Consider the following 17,431-nt stretch of genomic DNA (forward strand, 5'->3'; position numbering starts at 1 on the left):
CCGCACCGCCAGGGTGAAACCGTTCAACGGACATCGACCAGAATAGCGCGAAAATCGTTCACGTTCGTCCCCGTCGGGCCCGGTTCAAAGAGATCACCCAACACCTCGAACGCGCCATAGGGGTCCTGCCGGTGAACGAACCCGCGCGGATCCTGCCCGGTCGCGCGCAGCCGCGCCATGCTCTCACCATCGGCAAAGGCCCCGGCGTTGTCTTCCGACCCGTCGATGCCGTCGGTATCCGCCGCAAGCGCCGTCACCGGCAGCCCTTCGATCCCCTGCGCCAGACCCAACAGAAAGGCCGTGTTACGTCCGCCTCGACCGGGGTTATCGCCCAGCATCACCGTGGTTTCACCGCCGGAGAGGATCACCACCGGGGCACGGAAAGGACGCCCGCGCAGCGCCACCTCCCGGGCGATGGCCGCGTGCACGCCGCCCACGACCGCCGCCTCGCCCTCGATCGCGTCGGACAGGATCGCCGCCGGAATACCCGCGGCCTCCGCCCTTGCCGCCGCCGCCTCCAGCGACAGGCGAGCAGAGGCCACGACGCGCACGACATTCCCCTCAAAGCACCCGTCCAGCGGGTTCGGCGCCGCAGCGGCCTCCGCTTCGATATGCGCCATGATACGCTCAGGCAGAACGATGCCTCGGGTCTCGATCATGCGCAGCGCATCCTCCCGGCTGACCCAATCCGGCACCGTCGGGCCAGAGGCCACCTGCGCCGGATCGTCCCCCGGCACATCCGAAACCACGAGACTGACCACCTGCGCCGGGGCGCAGGCGGCGGCCAGACGCCCGCCCTTGATCCGGCTGACGTGTTTGCGGATGGCGTTCATCACCCCGATGGGCGCGCCCGAGGCCAGAAGCGCCCGGTTCAGCGCCTGCTCGTCCGCCAGCGTCAATCCCTCAGGCGGCGCGGGCAGGAGAGCGGAGCCACCGCCACAGACCAACGCCACCACGAGATCCGCCGCCGTCAGTCCCTCCACCGCGTCGAACACCGCTTGCGTTGCCACGAGCCCGGCCTCGTCCGGTACCGGGTGGGCCGCCTCCAGCACGGTCAGGTGGCGGCATGGTGCGGCGTAACCGTAGCGGGTGACCACGATCCCCTCCAGCGCGCCATTGCCGGCCTCTTCCCACAGATCCTCGAAGGCCGCGGCCAATTGCGCCGCCCCTTTGCCAAGGGCGATGACCACCGTTCGTCCCGCAGGTTTGGGCGGCAGCACGTCCCGCAACGCCAGCACCGGGTCCGCCGCGTCCACCGCCGCGTCGAACAGATCCGTCAGAAAGGCACGCTTATCCATGGTCCGTTTCCTTTTTCGCATGTGCGGACTCTCGATGCACCGCAGCCAGGCGTTCCACCGCCTCCGCCACCTCCGGCAAGGGAGCGCAGCTGCGCCGTGTTTCCAAGGAGACATGCAGCAAAAACTGATCACAGGTGGCAAGCAACGTGCCATCCGCCCGCTTCATCTCGTGCCAGAGACGCAGTTTCTTTCCCTCGCCAAACATCACCCGCGTTTCCACATAAAACGATTCACCAACAAGGGTCTCCGCCAGATACTTCATGTTGGTTTCGGCAGTGAAATAGCTCATGCCCGCATCGATATAGGCCCGGTCCGCGCCGACATGCGCCATCAGCGCCTCCGAGGCATCCGAAAACACCTGCCCGTAGCGCCCTTCGTTCATGTGGCCGTTAACGTCCGCCCAGTCCACGGGCACCGTCCGCCGCACAGCGACCAGGGGCACACCGTCCCCCAATGGCCGCCGCAAACCCGCGTCGTGGTCGAGGATCAAGCGCCCCGCTGCCGCCTCCTGCCCCTTCAGAGCGCGCAGGATGGCGACAAGGTTGTTGTCGCGTAGCCGCTCCAGCTCCCGGATCGTGCTCTGCCCGGACTGGGCGTCGGACTGCTCGGCGATCAGATCCACCAGCGCCGGGGTAAAATCCGGCACATCCGTCAGCCGGGTCCATGGCCACGACAGGCACGGACCGAACTGCGCCATGAAATGCCGCATCCCAGCCTCGCCGCCCGCCACGCGGTAGGTTTCGAACAGACCCATCTGTGCCCACCTCAGGCCAAAGCCATAGCGGATCGCGTTGTCGATCTCCTCCGTGGTGGCGAGACCATCCTTCACCAGCCAGAGCGCCTCGCGCCACACTGCCTCGAGGAAACGGTCGGCGATGTGGGCGTCGATCTCCGCGCGGACGTGCAAAGGGTACATGCCGATCCGGGTCAGGATCGCCTTGGCCCGATCAATCGTTTCGGGCGCGGCGGCCGGGCCGGGCACCAGTTCCACCAACGGCAGCAGGTAGACCGGGTTGAAGGGGTGCGCCACGACGATCTGCCCGGGTCGCGCCGCCCCCGCCTGCAATTCGGACGGCTTGAAGCCGGAGGTCGAGGACGCCAGCACCGCATCGACATCACAAATGTCCTGTATCTCCTTGAAAACTTGTAACTTCAGACCGGACTTCTCCGGAACGCTTTCCTGGACCCAAACCGCCCCGGCGACCGCATCCGCGACGCTCCCATGATAGCTGATCCCGCCGGGCGTCGGCATGGGGTTTTCATAGAGCATGGGCAGGGTGCGGGTCGCATTCTCCATCACCGCGCCGATCTTTCGCTGGGCCTCCGGGTCGGGGTCGAAGACGCGGACCTCCCAGCCCATCAGCGCGAAACGCGCGGCCCAGCCGCCGCCGATCACGCCGCCGCCGATGATCGCCGCCACCTGTTTCATGCCCCTCTCTCCGTCACCGCCAGCCGCGACAGGTCGTAGCCGTACCATTCCAGGATCTCGCGCGCCGCGCGCAGCCGTTCGCCGGGGCGGCCCGTCCGGTCGAGAATGGCGAACCAGCCTCCACCCGGATCGCCCATCGCCAGCGTCCGGTTGTCGGCGTCCAGCCAATGCACCCAGAGCGTGCCCTCGCCCCAGTCGAACCGTCCCAGTCCCTGCGGAACCAGAACCCGAGTGTCTGTTCCGAAACGCATGGCGTTGGCCCCGAACAGGACTTCCGTCCCGGCTTCCGCGCGCGAGCTTTCCACCACCTGCCAGCGCCCGCCCAGCCGGGACAATGAGACGTCGGTCTGGCTGGCCACCGGCGCGGTCGGGTTGCGCAGCGGCACGGGCGCGCGCGGCAGGACGGCGGTCGAGGTACAGCCCGCCAGCACCAGTGGCAGCAGCCAGCGCATCACGCCAGCGCGTCCCGCACGGCCGCCGCCATGGCGTGACCGATGGCGATATGCCCCGCCTCCTCCATGTGGACGCCGTCCACCGGCGACACCACCGCGCATGCGCCAGCGTCGAAGAAACCGCATCCCTGCCGCTCCGCAACCGCGCGCAACAGCTCGGTCAGCCCGGCCTGCCGCGCCTCCGCGCCGACGAAAACCTCCGCCAGAGACCCGATTTCACGCACCGGGACCGGGGCCACGACGAGGATGCGCCGCACCACGCCCTCTGCCTTTGCCATGAGCACCAGCCGCTCCACCGAGCGGGCGATTTCCCACGCGGTCACGGAAAAGCGGCTCTTCAGGTCGTTGGTGCCCAGCATCAGGATCATCAGGTCGATGGGCCGATGGGAATTCAGCACCGCCTGCAGCACGGCCGCGCCGTCGCGGCAGCCGCCCTCCACCACATCTTCGTGCACCGTGGTCCGCCCCGGCAATCCTTCCGGGATCACCTCGACGCCTTCGCCCAGTTCCGCCGCTAGTACATCCGGCCAGCGGCGCCCCTTCGGATGGCGGTCCTGCCCGCCGGGCGCGGCCATCGGCGCCGTGCCATGGGTGTTGCTGTCGCCGTAACACAAAATGACGGTCATGATCGCTCCGGGGGTTGCCTGTTGCGTCACCCAACCGCCCCTCCGCCCCCGGGTCAATGGCAAACCATCCTTCTGAGCGCCTTGGATTCGCCACGCCCGCATGGCATCCAGTAAGCGATTTTCAACCATGCATCCCGGAACCAAGCCCTTGCTCACCGCGCCCGATACGGAGGCCCCGACCCGTCAGAGCCGCCACAGCCGTCTGTTCTCGCTCTATCGACAGGAAGCGGTGACAGATGGCCCCGATGAACCGGCGGCAACCGCTCCCGGCAGGCTGCCCACCGCACTGTCACCCGAGGACATCACGCGCATGCAGGAACAGGCGACAAGCACGCTGGCCCGGCCGCGTGTGCGTCGCAGTTTATGGCAAAGGCTTCGCGGATAAGTTCAGGAAAAAACTGAAGTGCCAAACGCGCCTCAGCCACGAAATCCCGTTGCCACCACGAACTTTTCGGAGGAATCGGCCCGGCTGGCTGGCGGCTTGAAATTCGCAACCTTGGCAAAGCGCTGCTTCAGCACCGCCTGAAGCGATCCTTCCGCGCCCCCCGCCAGAACCTTGGCGACAAATGTCCCGCCCTCTTCCAGCACGTCAAACGCCAGTTCCGCCGCCGCCTCGCACAGCGCGATGATGCGCAGGTGGTCGGTCTGCTTGTGCCCCGAGGACGAGGCCGCCATGTCCGACATCACAACGTCGGCCTTGCCACCCAGCCAGTCCTTGATCTTGTCGTCCGCACCCTCCGACAGGAAATCCAGCTGGTGCAGCTCGACCCCGGCCAGCGGTTCGATCTCCTGCAAGTCGATGCCAAGGATGAACCCCTGCTTCTTGCCGGGGCGGTCGCCCAGAACGTTCACCCGCTTCGCGGCGACCTGGCACCAGCCACCGGGCGCACAGCCAAGGTCCACGACCCGCGCGCCGGGCACGAGAAAGCGGTACTTGTCGTCGATCTCGAGGATCTTGTAGGCGGCGCGACCGCGAAAGCCGTCCACCTTCGCGCGCTTTACATAGGGATCGTTCAGCTGCCGCTGCAACCAGCGGGTGGAGGACAGCGTGCGGCCGCGCGCGGTCTTCACCTTCACCTTCAGATCGCGCTCGCCGCGCCCGGATGTATTCTTCGGCCCCTTCGCCATCAGCGCGACCTTCCTGCTTGTGTGCTTTCAAAAGACCTCCGGGGGTCCGGAGGGCAGCGCCCCCCGACCTCTTTGCCCGGAGAGCCGTCTATAGCGGACCGTCTTCCAGAACGCCATCCGCTGACATCTGCGCATAGAGCAATCCCTCGCGCAGGCCCCGGTCCGCGACCGACAGCCGATCCGTGGGCCATGCCCGCAACAGCGCTTGCAGGATCGCGGACCCCGACATGATCAGCGCATGCCTGTCCGGGCCGATGCGCGGGTCCTTGCGGCGCCCCGTCGGTCCCATTTCGAGATAACGGTTGATGACCGCCTCGATCTGGTCCGAGGACATCCGCAAGCCGTCAACCTTTGTCCGGTCGTAGCGCCGCAGACCCAGATGCGAGGCCGCCACCGTCGTGACCGTGCCGGACGTGCCGACGATCTGGAACCCCTCGCGGGCCTGCTGGTCCTGGTAGGGCGTGAACTCCGCCATGTTCTCCTCGAAGAACCAGCTCATCAGCGCGTAGCGCGCGCCATCGTCCTCCACATCCGCGAACTGGTCGCGCAATGTGGCCACGCCCAGCGGGACCGATATCCAGTCTACCACCTTGGCCGTGGGAAACGGGCTGTGCGGCGGATGAAAGCCCGCATGCAGCCGCATGATCGCGCGCGGCCGTTCGCGCGGCTCCACCGCAGAAAGGTCGATCCACACCAATTCCGTGGAGCCGCCGCCGATGTCGACGACCAGCAGCTGCTCCGTCTTGGTAGAGACGAGCGGCGCACAGGAGATCACCGCAAGACGGGCTTCCTCCTCTGGCTGGATGATCTCCAGCGTCAGACCGGTTTCGCGGCGAACGTGGCGGATGAAGTCACGAGCGTTCTTGGCCCGTCTGCAGGCCTCTGTCGCGACCAGCCTCATCCGGGTCACGCTGTGCCTGTCGATCTTCTGCTTGCAGACCTTCAGGGCAGCCACCGTCCGCCCCATCGAGGCGCGGCCAAGACGGCCGGACATCTCGAGCCCCTGTCCCAGCTGGACGGATTTCGAGAAGCTGTCGACCACATGGAACTGGCTGCCCTTTGGCTGGGCAATCAGCATGCGACAACTGTTTGTTCCCAGATCCAGCGCGGCATACAGCGCGTTGGGATCCGGGCTTTTCGGCGCGGGACTCTCGACCGGTCTCGGGAAAGCGCCCGCAGCCTTGGGACGCTTGGGCGCCATTTCGATGCGCCTCTTTCCGATTTCAACTTGGGTTCAATGTACGCATCACGCTGCCAACTAGCAAGCCGCATGAACCCGCGCATCCGGCGGGTTGCGGAATTCATAACGGGGGCGCTCCAATCTTGATCGACAAAGCGCTGCGGTGTGGTCAGGCGCTCCGTCGAGATCACCGGCGGCGCACTCCTGGATGGAATACCCATGATGTCGGGATGTCTGAGGTTGGGCCCGCTTGCCGTTGCGACTTGCCGAAGACTGTCCCTCGACTGGCCGCTAACCGTCAAAGCGCTCATCATTTTCCTGAAAACTTTGGGGGGGTGCTGCCGTTCCCCCCGGGCGCGGTTTTCTCTACCTTGTCGCGGACAGCGCGCCTTGGGTCGAAAAACGACGCAGGGGGCGGCGGTCACGCGGGTACGAACAGGACAAGTACCATCACTATGGGCATCCAGGGGGAATCAACGCATGGGCACACAGGATCTGACCATCGTCTACTGGCGGGACATCCCCGCGCAGGTCATCGTCGGCAAGGGCCGCCGAGGGGCAAAGGTGCAATTGCCGGAGCGCTTCGAGCAGGCCATCGACCGCGCCGCGATGAAGACCGGCGCCGCGGAGACCGACGCCTACCTCGCGGAATGGCGCAAGGCGGTCGAGGGAAAGGTCGACGGCGACCCGATGCAGGCAGCGCAGGCCGAGGCCGCGCGAATCGAGGCCGACTACGACACCGACCGGATCAAGGCGCTGATCGCCAATGACGGCTGGGCGCAGGCCCGCGTCGACACCTGAGCATCCCGCGCCCCTGGCCCGTCGTTCTGCCCCCATGACCCTGCCCCCCATGACCCTGCCCGCATGTCCCTGAAGGAGGCCCTTATGGCTCTGTTCAACTTCCGCAAGCGCGAAGACCTGCACACCACGCCCGCGAACGGTGCTCTGGAGGCCTTCCTGCAAGGCTACTCCATCGAGGTCATGCCGCGCACGGCCGCCGGGGTAGAAAGCTTCCGCGACCTCCTGCCCCAGGGCACGCGCGTCTATATCGCCCATATCGAGGGCACCCCCATCGAAGAGATGGTCGCGACGGCAAAGCGTCTGAGCGACGAAGGCTACCCCGTCATGCCGCATTTCCCGGCGCGCATCATCAAGGACGCCGCCACGCTGGAAAACTGGATTGCCATGTACCAGGGCGAGGCCGATGTGAAACAGGCCCTCCTGCTGGGCGGCGGCGTGAAGGAACCGCACGGCGACTTCCACTGCTCCATGCAACTGATGGAGACGGGGCTATTCGACAAGGCGGGCTTTGAACGCCTGCACGTGGCCGGCCACCCCGAAGGCAACCGAGACATCGACATGGACGGCGGCGAGCGGGCCGTGATGGAGGCCGCGCGCTGGAAGCAGTCGTTCAGCGAACGCACCGACGCGCAGATGGCCATGGCCACGCAATTCGCCTTCGAGGCGCAGCCGATCATCGACTGGGTGTCCCGGCTTCAAGCCGAGGGCATCCACCTGCCCGTGCACATCGGCATCGCAGGTCCGGCCAAGCTGCAGACCCTTATCAAGTTCGCCATCGCCTGCGGTGTCGGCCCCTCGCTGAAGGTGCTGCAGAAACGCGCCATGGACGTCTCCAAGCTGCTGCTGCCTTACGAGCCCACGGACGTGCTGACCGACCTTGCCGCGCACAAGGCCGCCAACCCGGATTTCGGCATCGAACAGGTCCATTTCTTTCCGCTCGGCGGCATCAGGCCGAACGCCGAATGGGCCACCCGGAACGGCGGCCCCGCCGCGCAACCCGCGAACGCCTGACCCATGACAGACCGCGCGCTTCTCTTCGACCTCGACGGCACCATGCTGGACACCGACCGCCTGCATCGGGAGGTTTTTGCCGATATGCTGGCCCCCGCGGGTCACGACGTGACAGAGGAGTTCTACCTCCGGCACATCCACGGGCGCCTGAACGCCGACATTTTCGCCGACCTGCTGCCCGGCGCCGGTGACCCGGGACGCCTGTCGGAGGAGAAAGAGGCCGCGTTCCGCACCCGCCTGCCCAAACCCTACCCCGGCATGCCCGGTGTGGACCGGTTGGTGGCGCGCGCCGCGTCGGAGGGCTGGGGGCTGGCCGTCGTCACCAATGCGCCGCGCCTCAACGCCGAAGCCATGCTGGAGGCCATCGGCCTGCGGGCGGCTTTCGACGTGCTGGTGATCGGCGAGGAATGCGCGCGCGGCAAGCCCGACCCCCTGCCCTATCTCACCGCGATGGAGCGTCTCGGCGTGGACCCCGCCCGCGCCGTCGCCTTCGAGGACAGCCCCTCGGGGATGCGGGCGGCGGCGGCATCGGGTGCCCTGCCCGTGGGCATCCGTTCCAGCCTGTCGGACGCGGACCTCAGGTCCCATGGCGCGGCGCTGACGCTTCAGGATTTCAACGACATGGCGCTGGAGGACATCCTCCGGCGCATCACAGGAGAGACAGCATGACCCGGACCATCGTCGAGTCGAAGACGAAGACCGCAATAATCGGATTCGACCAGCCGTTCTGCGTGATCGGCGAGCGGATCAACCCCACGGGCCGCAAGATTCTGAACGAGGAACTCGAACGCGGCGATTTCTCCCGCGTGGAGGCCGATGCCATCGCGCAGGTCGCCGCCGGGGCCACCGTTCTGGACATCAACTCGGGCGCGGTTTTCTCCAACAAGATGGCCGAAGACCCGCGCTATGCCGACAACAACTTTGTCGAACCGGAATTGATGCGCCAGCTGGTCGAGCGGGTACAGAAGGTGGTGGACGTACCACTGTGCATCGACAGCTCCGTTCCCGGTGCGCTGGAAAAAGGCCTTGCCGCCGCCGAAGGCCGCCCGTTGCTGAACTCCGTCACCGGCGAGGAAGAGCGGCTGGAACTCGTTTTGCCGCTGGTCAAGAAGTACAACGTGCCGGTGGTGGCGATCTCCAATGACGACACCGGCATTTCCGAGGACCCGGAGGTCCGCTTTGCCGTGGCGAAAAAGATCGTCGAGCGCGCGGCGGATTTCGGCATTCCTGCCCATGACATCGTGGTCGACCCGCTGGTGATGCCCATTGGCGCCATGGCGACAGCGGGGCATCAGGTCTTCACCCTCGTGCGCCGCCTGCGCGAAGAACTGGGTGTGAACACCACTTGCGGCGCGTCCAACATCTCCTTCGGTCTGCCGAACCGGCACGGTGTGAACAACGCCTTCCTGCCGATGGCGATGGGCGCGGGCATGACGTCGGCCATCATGAACCCGGTGGCCCTGCCGATCGGCCCCAAAGCCATCGCAGAGAAGAAAGCCGCAATTGCTGCGGCAGGCATCACGCTGCCGGCGGACATGGACGACGAAACCTTTGTGACGCTCTTCGGGATGGGGTCCACCCAACCGCGGGCGGGCAAGGAAATGGAGGCAATCCGCGCCGCCAACCTGCTGATGAACCAGGACGCAGGCGGGGCAAACTGGATCGCCTTCAACAAACCCGCAGGCACCGCGGGCGAGTCCGGGGGCCGTCGCGGCGGCCGCCGTCGCCGGGCCTGAGGCATCCCCCTCAGGCAGGCAATCCGAAACGGCGCCCTCACAGGGGCGCCGTTTCCCGTTTCGGATCCGTTGGTTTCCGTTTCGGATCCGTTGGTTTCCGGTTCGGTCCGGGCTCGAGGTCGGGCTTGGGCTCAGGCGGCAGGATCAGTGCAGCGAGGCGTCCCAGACCAGCTTTGCCGCCACGCAGGCCAGCATCACGAGGATGGTCTTGTCGAAAACCTCCTTCGGCAGCCGTTTCGCCAATGCGGCACCCAGCGGCATGGCCGCCACGATGGGCACCAGCGCGGCGGCGCTCCCCAGGGCGCGCGAGGGCGTCAGCAGCCCGTACCACGTCATCGCCGGGATCTGCACCAGCGTCATGGCGAGGAAAAACAGCGAGATTGTCGCCACAAACACCGCCCGTTCGGGCCGCATGGCGTTCAGGAAGGTAATGGACACCGGCGCGCTGACCCCAGTCGCGCCCTGCAGCACGCCCGCCACGGTCGCCGTAGGGAATACCACACGATCCGCCACCGCCCGCGACAATGCCCAGTCGGGCCGCGCCAGCCGGAAACCGATATACAGAAACACCACCGCCGCCACCATCATCAGCAGTATCTGCGGCGCCACATGCGCCAGCATCACGGTCCCGATCCACGCGCCGACGAACCCGCCCCCGGCAAACAGCCAGGGAAAGCGTCCCGCAGGCAGATGCGCACGGAATTTCCAGCTCTGGATCAGGTTGGTGGCGAAGTTCGGCAGCACCATCACCGCCACGGCCGTGGGCACGTCGAAATAAAGCGCGATCACCGGCACCGCGATCACCGGTGCACCGGCTCCCGTGGCGCCCTTGAGGATTCCGCCCAGCCCCAGCGCCACCGCAACCCAGATCAAGCCAACAAGATGCGCCTGCGCGAATGCCGCCATGGAACCCTCCCCTTCGCGCGCGCACCCTCAGCCCATTTCGGGCCAGAGGCAACCCCCCGGAATCGCACAAGGACGGGGCCGTTACGCGCCCGTCCTTGCTGTCATTTCTTCAAAGATTGCCTGCGCGTGGCGAGACCGTCGTCACGCGCCTTCCGCAGCCCTCAAAGGTAGTCGGAGCGCTGCAAGCCGTATTTTGCCATCTTCTCGTTCAGCGTCCGGCGCGGCAGGCAAAGCTCTTCCATCACGCTGGCAATCGACCCCTTGTGCCGCCGCATGGTGTTGTCGATCAGCATCCGTTCGAACGCCTCGACGTATTCCTTCAGCGGCTTGCCCTCGGTGGTCATCACCGGTTGCATCTGATCGTGGTCCGACATCAACAGAGAGGCAATCGTGCCCTGGCCGCGCCGCGATTGCAGCACGGCGCGTTCCGCGAGGTTGATGAGTTGGCGCACGTTGCCCGGCCAGGGGGCCTGCAACAACTGCGCCGCCTCTTGCGCCGACACCTTCGGCGCGTCGCAGCCGTATTCGTCGGCAAAGGATTCCGACAGGCGCGTGAACAGTGTCAGGATATCCTCGCCGCGGGCCCGCAGCGGCGGCACCACGATCTTCAGCGCGGCCAGCCGGTAATACAGATCCGGGCGCAGCGCCTGTTCGCAGGTGCGACCCTCTTCCTGCAGGTTGGAGATCGCCACGATCCGCGTTTCCGGGGGCGTGCCCTGATCGTTGATGACCGACAGGAGCCGCGCCTGAGCCGCGTCCGACAGCACCTCGATGTCCTCCAGCACCAGCGTCCCGGCGCGCGCCTCTTCCAGCGCGGGCAGACGGGTGTCGTCGGGCTGCATCGGACCAAAGAGCCGCTTCATCAGCGCGTCTTCGTCCATCGCCCCGCAGGAAATCAACGTGAATTTCTTGCCGGCGCGCGACCCCACCGCATGCAGCGCGTGGGCCACAAGCGTCTTGCCGGTGCCGGTCTCGCCCTCGATCAGGACATGGCCGTCGGCCTGTCCAAGGTCGAGGATATCCTCCCGCAACCGCTCCATCGCCGGGCTGGCGCCGATCAGCTTCTTCATGATCTGGCCGCCCTCGGCAAGTTCGCGGCGTAGCTGGCGCGTGTCCAACGTCAGCCGACGCGCGTTGGTCGCCTTTTTTGCCAGCTCCGACATGCGGTCCGGGTTGAACGGCTTCTCGAGGAAATCGAACGCCCCGATGCGCATCGCCTCTACCGCGATCGGCACGTCACCGTGGCCGGTAATCATGATGACAGGCAGGCTCGAATCCGATCCCATCAGCTTTTTAAGCAGTTGAATCCCGTCCATGCCCGGCATCTTGATGTCGGAGATCACGATGCCGGGATAGTCCGGCCCGACCGAGCCAAGCGCCTCTTCGGCGCTGGCAAAGGTCTCCGTATCGTAGCCCGACAGCGCCAGCCACTGGCTGATCGACTGCCGCATGTCCTGTTCATCGTCTACGATGGCAATCTTCATCGCGTTCGCCATATGCGTCATTACTCCGCTGCTTCACTCGCCGCGTTCAACACGGGCAGTTGCATTTCAAACACCGCGCCGCCGGATTCGCCGTTACGGGCGGTGAGACGCCCGCCCAGCTCCGAGACGATCCCCGAAGAGATCGCAAGTCCGAGGCCTACCCCCTCGCCGGGGGCCTTGGTGGTGTAAAAGGGCTCAAAGAGCGCTTCGAGGTCTTCGATCCCGTCTCCATTGTCGCGCACGCTCAGCGTGGCGGTTTCACCGGCTGCAAGGATGATCTCAACCTGCGGATCATCCACTGATTTGGTGGCATCTAGGGCGTTTCTCAAGAGATTCACCAGCACCTGCTCCACCCGCATCCGGTCGCCCATGACCTTCACCGGCTCCGCGGGCAGGATCTTTGTGATCTTCACCCGGCGCGATTTCAGCTGCGGCTCCATCATCGAGAGGCTTGAGGCCAGCGCATCGCCCATGTCAAAGGGCGTAAAGGCCTCCTGTCCCTTGCGGGCAAAGCCCTTCAACTGACGCGTGATGCCGCCCATACGCTCGATCAGGTCGTCGATGCGGTGAAAGGCGGTCAGCGCCTCATCGGGGCGGTTGCGTTTCAGCAGAAGCCGCGCCCCCGCGAGGTAGGTCTTCATCGCCGCCAGAGGCTGGTTCAACTCGTGCGCCACGGCGGCCGACATCTCGCCCAGGGCGGCAAGCTTCGACGACTGGGCAAGGGACTGCTCCGCCACCGCGAGGTTCTTCTGCACCTTCTCACGCTCGGCGATCTCCCGCTGAAGGCGGGCGTTCAGTGCGCGCAACTCGGTTGATTCCCGCTGAAACAAGGCCATGCGCACGGCGTTCTTGCGCGACAGAGCGTAAAAAACCAGCGCCGCGAGGATGGCGAATCCCATGATCTCCAGCGCCAGCACGGCGTTCACACGCTCGCGCACGCTGGAATAGGTGGTAAAGGTCGACAGCGTCCAGCCCCGGAAAGGAATGCGCCCGTCGATCCGCATGACCGCCTCGCCGCGCAGGTAGGCGTCGGCGGTGGTCGCGGTCCAGTCGGCGGCGGAGGCGATCAACCGCTCGATGGCACCGTCCTCGGGCTTGCCCAGGGCCTCCTCCGGCGTCAGCCCACGCCAGCGCGGCTCTGTCGCGAGCACGATGATCCCGTCGGAATTGGTCACCATGACGGCGTCCGAAATCCCCGCCCAGGCCCGTTCGAACTTGGCCAGATCGACTTCGACCACGATGACGCCTACCGTGTCGCCAGCCGTCTCCATCCGCCGGGAGTAGGTGAAACGGTAGCCGCCCGCCTCCCGCGCGATTTCGGTGAAAACAGTGGCATTTGCCCGCACGGCTTCAATGAAATAGGGCGCGGTGCGGTGGCTTTCCGCCAGCCGGTTGCGGTCGGTGGCCGCCACGCTGCGGCCCTCGCGGTCCAGCAACATCAGGGACGCCGCGCCGATCTCGTCCACGAAGGAAATCAACCGCTGCGAGCTTTGCGTGTAGTCCTGCGCGTTCAACGCATCCAGCAGCGCCTTGTCGCGCGCCAGAAGCTCCGGCACGATGGCGTTGCGTCGCAATTCGGAAATCAGGTTACCGGAATATAGCGCGAGCCGCAGTTCGGCCCGGTTGCGCGTCGTCTCGGTAAAGCGGTCGGTCAGTAGCCAGTTTGTCACCCAGACCGTCGCCACGGCGCCGATCAGCAACACGACAAGCGCAATCCGTGCACGCCCCCCGATGGGGGCGGCACGCCGTTGTCTCAGCGTGTTACGAGCGTCTGCCATGCGGCGCAAGATAGGCCGCGTGCGGGGTGGGCTCAAGTCAGGCCGAGGCCAGCGCCTGGGTCAGATGGGCGAAAAGGCGCGCACCGTCTTCGTTGCCATGAGCGGCTTCAGACGCGCGCTCCGGGTGGGGCATCATGCCCAGGACACGGCGATTGCCGGACAGGATGCCCGCGACATCCCGCGCCGACCCGTTGGGGTTGTCGGTGTAACGGAAGGCCACGCGGCCCTCACCGTCCAGCCGGTCGAGCGTGTCTGCATCGGCGTAGTAGTTGCCGTCATGGTGCGCGATGGGCAGGTCGATCCGCGTGCCGCTGCCGTAGGCTTCCGTGTAGATCGACTCGCCTTCGACGGTAAGGCCGACGGTGCGGCATATATATTGCAGTCCCGCGTTGCGGAGGAGCGCGCCAGGCAGCAGGCCGGTTTCGGTCAGCACCTGAAAGCCATTGCAGACACCGAGAACGTAGCCGCCACGCTCCGCATGGCGCTTTACCGCGCCGATGACAGGCGCATTGGCCGCGATGGCGCCACAGCGGAGATAGTCGCCAAAGGAGAAGCCGCCGGGCACGCCGACAAGATCGACAGCCTCCGGCAGGTCACTGTCCTTGTGCCAGACCATGGTGACGTCCAGCCCCGCCTGTTCAAAGGCCGTGGCCATGTCGCGATCGCAGTTCGATCCGGGGAAAACGATGACGGCAGCTTTCATCGGGCGGTCCTTTCCTTGGCCTTGGGTTGGCGGGCGCGATAAGACAGCGCAGGATGGCGCTCGAACCTTGACGCGGCGACTCGCCACGGCGCTTCCCTTAGCACATCAACGCAGATTTGACAGCGCCATGGCACCTCGTGCCTGCCGAACCGGACCTGGTCGTGCCGAACGGGGTTGGGTTCCGTCGTGGGGTCCGCTGCCTGCCCTGAGCACGGGGCCGTACCGCCCCGCGTTCCCTCCGGCTCGGAGTTCCGTGGCTCGCCCTCCCAGTGTCCCGCTGCAATCAACCGCGCCTGCCACAGTGGGCGTCTTCCGCAGCCCGCTCCTGCCAGTTGCCGATCTCTCGGGCCCCTCGTCACTCACCCACGCAATCTTCCGAGATCGGCTCACGGGCTGGTCTATGTTCGACGGCCGCCCGTGCATTTACGCGCTTCCCGGCGCTTGTTTTCCGGAGGCCGGACCGCACAGTCCACGAGCGTTGCGGCAGGCGGCACCGAAGCCTCGCGAACCGCAGCGACATCTGGCGGCTCAGCGCGGCTCCGATCAGAACTCTTCTCCCCAGTCGGTGTTGGTGCCGCCGGACGTCGGTGCCGGAGAAGTCGGGGCCGGATCCGGAGCGTTCACCGCCTTCTTTTCCTGAATTGGGGTCGCGGCTTGCTTTGACGCCGGCATAGCGGCCGGTTTCGGGGCCGGCTTCGGGGACGCGTTCGTGGCTGGCTTCTGAGCGGTCTTCGGCACGGCCGTCGACGCGGGCTTTGCCTCAGCCTTGTCCCAGTTGCCCTTTTTCGGCGCGCCCCTGCCTTGGGTAAACAAACCCATCGTCTCCGTCAGGCGCTCCGCTTCTATGTTCAGACTCTGACCGGAAGCGTTCAGTTCTTCGACGATGGCCGCGTTCTCCTGGGTCGCACCCTCCAGCCGCTGGACGCCCTCGTTGATGTTGCCCAGGCCATCAGTCTGGGTGCGCACAGCGCCCGCGATGTTGGAAATCAACTGGCCGAGGCTTTCCACCTGCGTCTGGACTTGCTCCAGAGACACGCCCGTCTTCTGTACGAGGCGGCTGCCTTCGCTGACCTCCTCCCCGCTGGCGGTGATCAGGGCCTTGATCTCCTGCGCCGAATTCGCGGCGGTCTGGGCAAGCCCGCGCACCTCCGATGCCACCACGGCGAAACCCTTCCCGGCGGACCCAGCCCGCGCGGCCTCCACCCCTGCGTTCAGGGCCAGAAGATTGGTCTGGAAGGCAATGTCGTCGATGGCAGTGATGATCTGGTTGATCTTGTCGGAAGTCTGCTCGATCCGGTTGATGGCAGAGATCGCATCCCGCACCACCTGCCCGCTCTCGTCCGCCAGCCGGCGGGACTTCGTGGCGAGCTGGTCTGCCTCCTCGACGTTCTGCTTGATATCGCGGCTGGTGCCGGTCAGGCCATTCAGCGCCTCTGCCGACTGCATCAGCGTCGCTGCCTGCATTTCCACCCGGTGAGCCAGTTCGTCCGAGGTGCTGCCGATCTCGCTCGCCGCCATCCGCACGCTGCTGGCGACGCCTTCGGCCTTCTGGATGGCCTCCGCGAGGCTGCGCACCCCCTCATCGAAGTCGCGTCTCAGCGCTTCATATTCGTCCGGGAAATCCGCCGGATCGATGCGGGCCGACAGGTCGCGATGGGCCAAGGCCTCCAACCCCTTGCGAAGCGCCGAAACCACCCGTGCCTGTATCTCACGCGCTTCTTCGCTGCGCTTTTCGGCTTGCGCCGCGTCGGACAGTTTCTGGCGAAAGTTTTCGACGGCGCGCGCGGTACTCCCCAGGACATCCGGCCGGTTGGTATGCGGCACCGGCTTCGCCAGATCGCCCTCCCGCATATCCTCCAGCCGGGCCGAGATATGCGACAGCGGCCGCAACCCGGCGTTAAGCGCTATCAGGCCGGCGATGATGCCAAAGACGACCGCAACGCCGGTGGCGATGGAACCGAGCATCATCCGATCATGGACCTGGGCGTCGATGGCGCCTTTGTCGACCCCGACGTAGAAGATGCCAACCACGTTGCCCGCCCCATCCATGATCGGCTGGTAGATCGTGTAATATGGTTTCCCGAGAATGACCGCCTGACCTTCGAAGGTGCGCTTCGCCAGCATTTCGCCGTGTACCGGGTTCTGTTTTCCCAGCCATGTGCCCACTGCCCGCTCGCCGTCAGGCTTCACGATGTTGGTGGTGCGGCGGATGAAATCGCCCTCTTCCGGAACCCATTGGAAAAGCGTCGCCGTCTCTCCGGAGATGCGGCCGACATCGTCGATCAGGTCGTGACCCTCCGGCGCCGCCATGGCGGGCCAGGTCACATCCGATACGCTGCCGTCCTCGCCCAGCGTGTAGGTGATGTCGGGATAGGACCTTTCGAAGCGGTCGAGCAGAACCCGCAACGAGGCGTACTGCCGGGCCTGGGCCGCCTCCGCCGCGCTGTTTCGGCTTTGCTGGTCGAAGGCGAAAAACAACCCCCCGCACACGACAAGAAGGATCGCGGCGATGCTGAGCGAAAGAGTCAGTTTCAGGTTCTTGCGGAAGCGGAACATGCGGATCCCCGGTCTTTTAAGGTCAGACCGGGAATGGCACGAATAATCCTAAGGCGGGGTTTCGATTTCTCGCCGCAGCCCGAGATTTTCGCTTGTATTCGACTTAGTACGTCTCGATCCGGTAGCTTTCGATTACCGTATTGGCGAGCAGCTTCTCGCACATCTCACTGATCCGCGCCTCGGGGGTGCCATCGGCGAGTTCCATTTCGATGACCTTGCCCTGCCGCACGCTTTCGACGCCGTCGAAGCCAAGCGCACCCAGTGCGTGGCGCACGGCCTCGCCCTGCGGGTCCAGAACACCGGTCTTCAGCATCACGTACACGCGGACCTTCATCGCAATCCC

General features: G+C 65.7%; 16 protein-coding genes. 4 read left to right on the top strand and 12 right to left on the bottom strand.

The genetic code is table 11. From position 1 onward, the window contains the following. Positions 1-23: 23 nt before the first annotated feature. The 6 genes from J5474_RS10235 to J5474_RS10260 form a co-directional block, all read right to left on the bottom strand. Positions 24-1,298, bottom strand: a complete 1,275-nt coding sequence (locus J5474_RS10235; protein ID WP_209360816.1) for a glycerate kinase type-2 family protein — start codon at positions 1,296-1,298, stop codon at positions 24-26. Continuing rightward, on the bottom strand, positions 1,291-2,727 hold the full coding sequence (locus tag J5474_RS10240) for a carnitine 3-dehydrogenase (RefSeq protein WP_209360817.1): 1,437 nt from the start codon (positions 2,725-2,727) through the stop codon (positions 1,291-1,293). Before J5474_RS10240 ends, J5474_RS10235 begins: the two co-directional genes overlap by 8 nt. Beyond that, the gene (locus J5474_RS10245; RefSeq protein ID WP_209361016.1) at positions 2,724-3,179 is read right to left on the bottom strand and encodes a lipocalin; all 456 of its coding nucleotides are present in this window, start codon (positions 3,177-3,179) and stop codon (positions 2,724-2,726) included. The genes J5474_RS10240 and J5474_RS10245 overlap by 4 nt, the downstream gene beginning before the upstream one ends. Then, positions 3,179-3,805, bottom strand: a complete 627-nt coding sequence (locus J5474_RS10250) for an SGNH/GDSL hydrolase family protein (RefSeq protein ID WP_209360818.1) — start codon at positions 3,803-3,805, stop codon at positions 3,179-3,181. Before J5474_RS10250 ends, J5474_RS10245 begins: the two co-directional genes overlap by 1 nt. A gap of 417 nt (positions 3,806-4,222) precedes the next feature. Then, complete coding sequence (locus tag J5474_RS10255) at positions 4,223-4,933, bottom strand: RlmE family RNA methyltransferase (RefSeq protein ID WP_209360819.1); 711 nt, start codon at positions 4,931-4,933, stop codon at positions 4,223-4,225. Between the two features lie 88 nt (positions 4,934-5,021). Further along, positions 5,022-6,134 (bottom strand): Ppx/GppA phosphatase family protein, encoded by a 1,113-nt coding sequence (locus tag J5474_RS10260; protein ID WP_209360820.1) that lies wholly within the window; start codon positions 6,132-6,134, stop codon positions 5,022-5,024. Between the two features lie 459 nt (positions 6,135-6,593). Here J5474_RS10260 and J5474_RS10265 point away from each other — a divergent pair, with 459 nt between their 5' ends. The 4 genes from J5474_RS10265 (at position 6,594) to J5474_RS10280 (ending at position 9,661) form a co-directional block, all read left to right on the top strand. After that, a complete protein-coding gene (locus J5474_RS10265) occupies positions 6,594-6,914 on the top strand; it encodes a virulence factor (RefSeq protein ID WP_209360821.1) in 321 nt (106 codons plus the stop codon). A gap of 84 nt (positions 6,915-6,998) precedes the next feature. Continuing rightward, entirely contained in the window at positions 6,999-7,925 is a 927-nt protein-coding gene (locus J5474_RS10270) for a methylenetetrahydrofolate reductase (protein WP_209360822.1), read from the top strand. Between the two features lie 3 nt (positions 7,926-7,928). After that, on the top strand, positions 7,929-8,594 hold the full coding sequence (locus J5474_RS10275; RefSeq protein ID WP_209360823.1) for an HAD family hydrolase: 666 nt from the start codon (positions 7,929-7,931) through the stop codon (positions 8,592-8,594). Next, a complete protein-coding gene (locus J5474_RS10280) occupies positions 8,591-9,661 on the top strand; it encodes a methyltetrahydrofolate cobalamin methyltransferase (RefSeq protein WP_209360824.1) in 1,071 nt (356 codons plus the stop codon). The genes J5474_RS10275 and J5474_RS10280 overlap by 4 nt, the downstream gene beginning before the upstream one ends. A gap of 144 nt (positions 9,662-9,805) precedes the next feature. On the opposite strand, the gene J5474_RS10285 is transcribed toward J5474_RS10280, so the two are convergent. The 6 genes from J5474_RS10285 to purS form a co-directional block, all read right to left on the bottom strand. Next, positions 9,806-10,567 carry a sulfite exporter TauE/SafE family protein gene (locus J5474_RS10285; RefSeq protein ID WP_209360825.1) on the bottom strand — a complete coding sequence of 254 codons (762 nt, stop codon included), beginning with the start codon at positions 10,565-10,567 and terminating at the stop codon, positions 9,806-9,808. 161 nt (positions 10,568-10,728) lie between these two features. Then, positions 10,729-12,063, bottom strand: coding sequence for a sigma-54-dependent transcriptional regulator (locus J5474_RS10290; protein WP_209361017.1), 1,335 nt, complete (start codon positions 12,061-12,063; stop codon positions 10,729-10,731). An 8-nt stretch (positions 12,064-12,071) separates the two neighbouring features. After that, positions 12,072-13,829: a sensor histidine kinase gene (locus tag J5474_RS10295; protein WP_209360826.1), complete on the bottom strand. Its 1,758-nt coding sequence runs from the start codon at positions 13,827-13,829 to the stop codon at positions 12,072-12,074. 37 nt (positions 13,830-13,866) lie between these two features. Continuing rightward, positions 13,867-14,532, bottom strand: coding sequence for a phosphoribosylformylglycinamidine synthase subunit PurQ (purQ, locus tag J5474_RS10300; RefSeq protein ID WP_209360827.1), 666 nt, complete (start codon positions 14,530-14,532; stop codon positions 13,867-13,869). 543 nt (positions 14,533-15,075) lie between these two features. Next, complete coding sequence (locus J5474_RS10305) at positions 15,076-17,088, bottom strand: methyl-accepting chemotaxis protein (RefSeq protein ID WP_245216381.1); 2,013 nt, start codon at positions 17,086-17,088, stop codon at positions 15,076-15,078. Positions 17,089-17,191: 103 nt separating this feature from the next. Further along, a complete protein-coding gene (gene purS, locus J5474_RS10310; RefSeq protein ID WP_209360828.1) occupies positions 17,192-17,422 on the bottom strand; it encodes a phosphoribosylformylglycinamidine synthase subunit PurS in 231 nt (76 codons plus the stop codon). Between the last annotated feature and the right edge of the window lie 9 nt (positions 17,423-17,431).

It is taken from the genome of Sagittula salina (assembly GCF_017813235.1).
GTDB lineage: Bacteria > Pseudomonadota > Alphaproteobacteria > Rhodobacterales > Rhodobacteraceae > Sagittula > Sagittula salina.

Excerpts from the sequence above, each read along its gene's own strand:
- J5474_RS10250 (WP_209360818.1), bottom strand. The coding sequence starts at position 3,805 with ATGACCGTCATTTTGTGTTACGGCGACAGCAACACCCATGGCACGGCG.
- J5474_RS10255 (WP_209360819.1), bottom strand. The coding sequence starts at position 4,933 with ATGGCGAAGGGGCCGAAGAATACATCCGGGCGCGGCGAGCGCGATCTG.
- J5474_RS10280 (WP_209360824.1), top strand. The coding sequence starts at position 8,591 with ATGACCCGGACCATCGTCGAGTCGAAGACGAAGACCGCAATAATCGGA.
- J5474_RS10295 (WP_209360826.1), bottom strand. The coding sequence starts at position 13,829 with ATGGCAGACGCTCGTAACACGCTGAGACAACGGCGTGCCGCCCCCATC.
- J5474_RS10305 (WP_245216381.1), bottom strand. The coding sequence starts at position 17,088 with ATGTTCCGCTTCCGCAAGAACCTGAAACTGACTCTTTCGCTCAGCATC.
- J5474_RS10275 (WP_209360823.1), top strand. The coding sequence starts at position 7,929 with ATGACAGACCGCGCGCTTCTCTTCGACCTCGACGGCACCATGCTGGAC.
- J5474_RS10260 (WP_209360820.1), bottom strand. The coding sequence starts at position 6,134 with ATGGCGCCCAAGCGTCCCAAGGCTGCGGGCGCTTTCCCGAGACCGGTC.
- J5474_RS10290 (WP_209361017.1), bottom strand. The coding sequence starts at position 12,063 with ATGGCGAACGCGATGAAGATTGCCATCGTAGACGATGAACAGGACATG.
- J5474_RS10270 (WP_209360822.1), top strand. The coding sequence starts at position 6,999 with ATGGCTCTGTTCAACTTCCGCAAGCGCGAAGACCTGCACACCACGCCC.
- J5474_RS10285 (WP_209360825.1), bottom strand. The coding sequence starts at position 10,567 with ATGGCGGCATTCGCGCAGGCGCATCTTGTTGGCTTGATCTGGGTTGCG.
- purQ (WP_209360827.1), bottom strand. The coding sequence starts at position 14,532 with ATGAAAGCTGCCGTCATCGTTTTCCCCGGATCGAACTGCGATCGCGAC.
- purS (WP_209360828.1), bottom strand. The coding sequence starts at position 17,422 with ATGAAGGTCCGCGTGTACGTGATGCTGAAGACCGGTGTTCTGGACCCG.
- J5474_RS10265 (WP_209360821.1), top strand. The coding sequence starts at position 6,594 with ATGGGCACACAGGATCTGACCATCGTCTACTGGCGGGACATCCCCGCG.
- J5474_RS10235 (WP_209360816.1), bottom strand. The coding sequence starts at position 1,298 with ATGGATAAGCGTGCCTTTCTGACGGATCTGTTCGACGCGGCGGTGGAC.
- J5474_RS10240 (WP_209360817.1), bottom strand. The coding sequence starts at position 2,727 with ATGAAACAGGTGGCGGCGATCATCGGCGGCGGCGTGATCGGCGGCGGC.
- J5474_RS10245 (WP_209361016.1), bottom strand. The coding sequence starts at position 3,179 with ATGCGCTGGCTGCTGCCACTGGTGCTGGCGGGCTGTACCTCGACCGCC.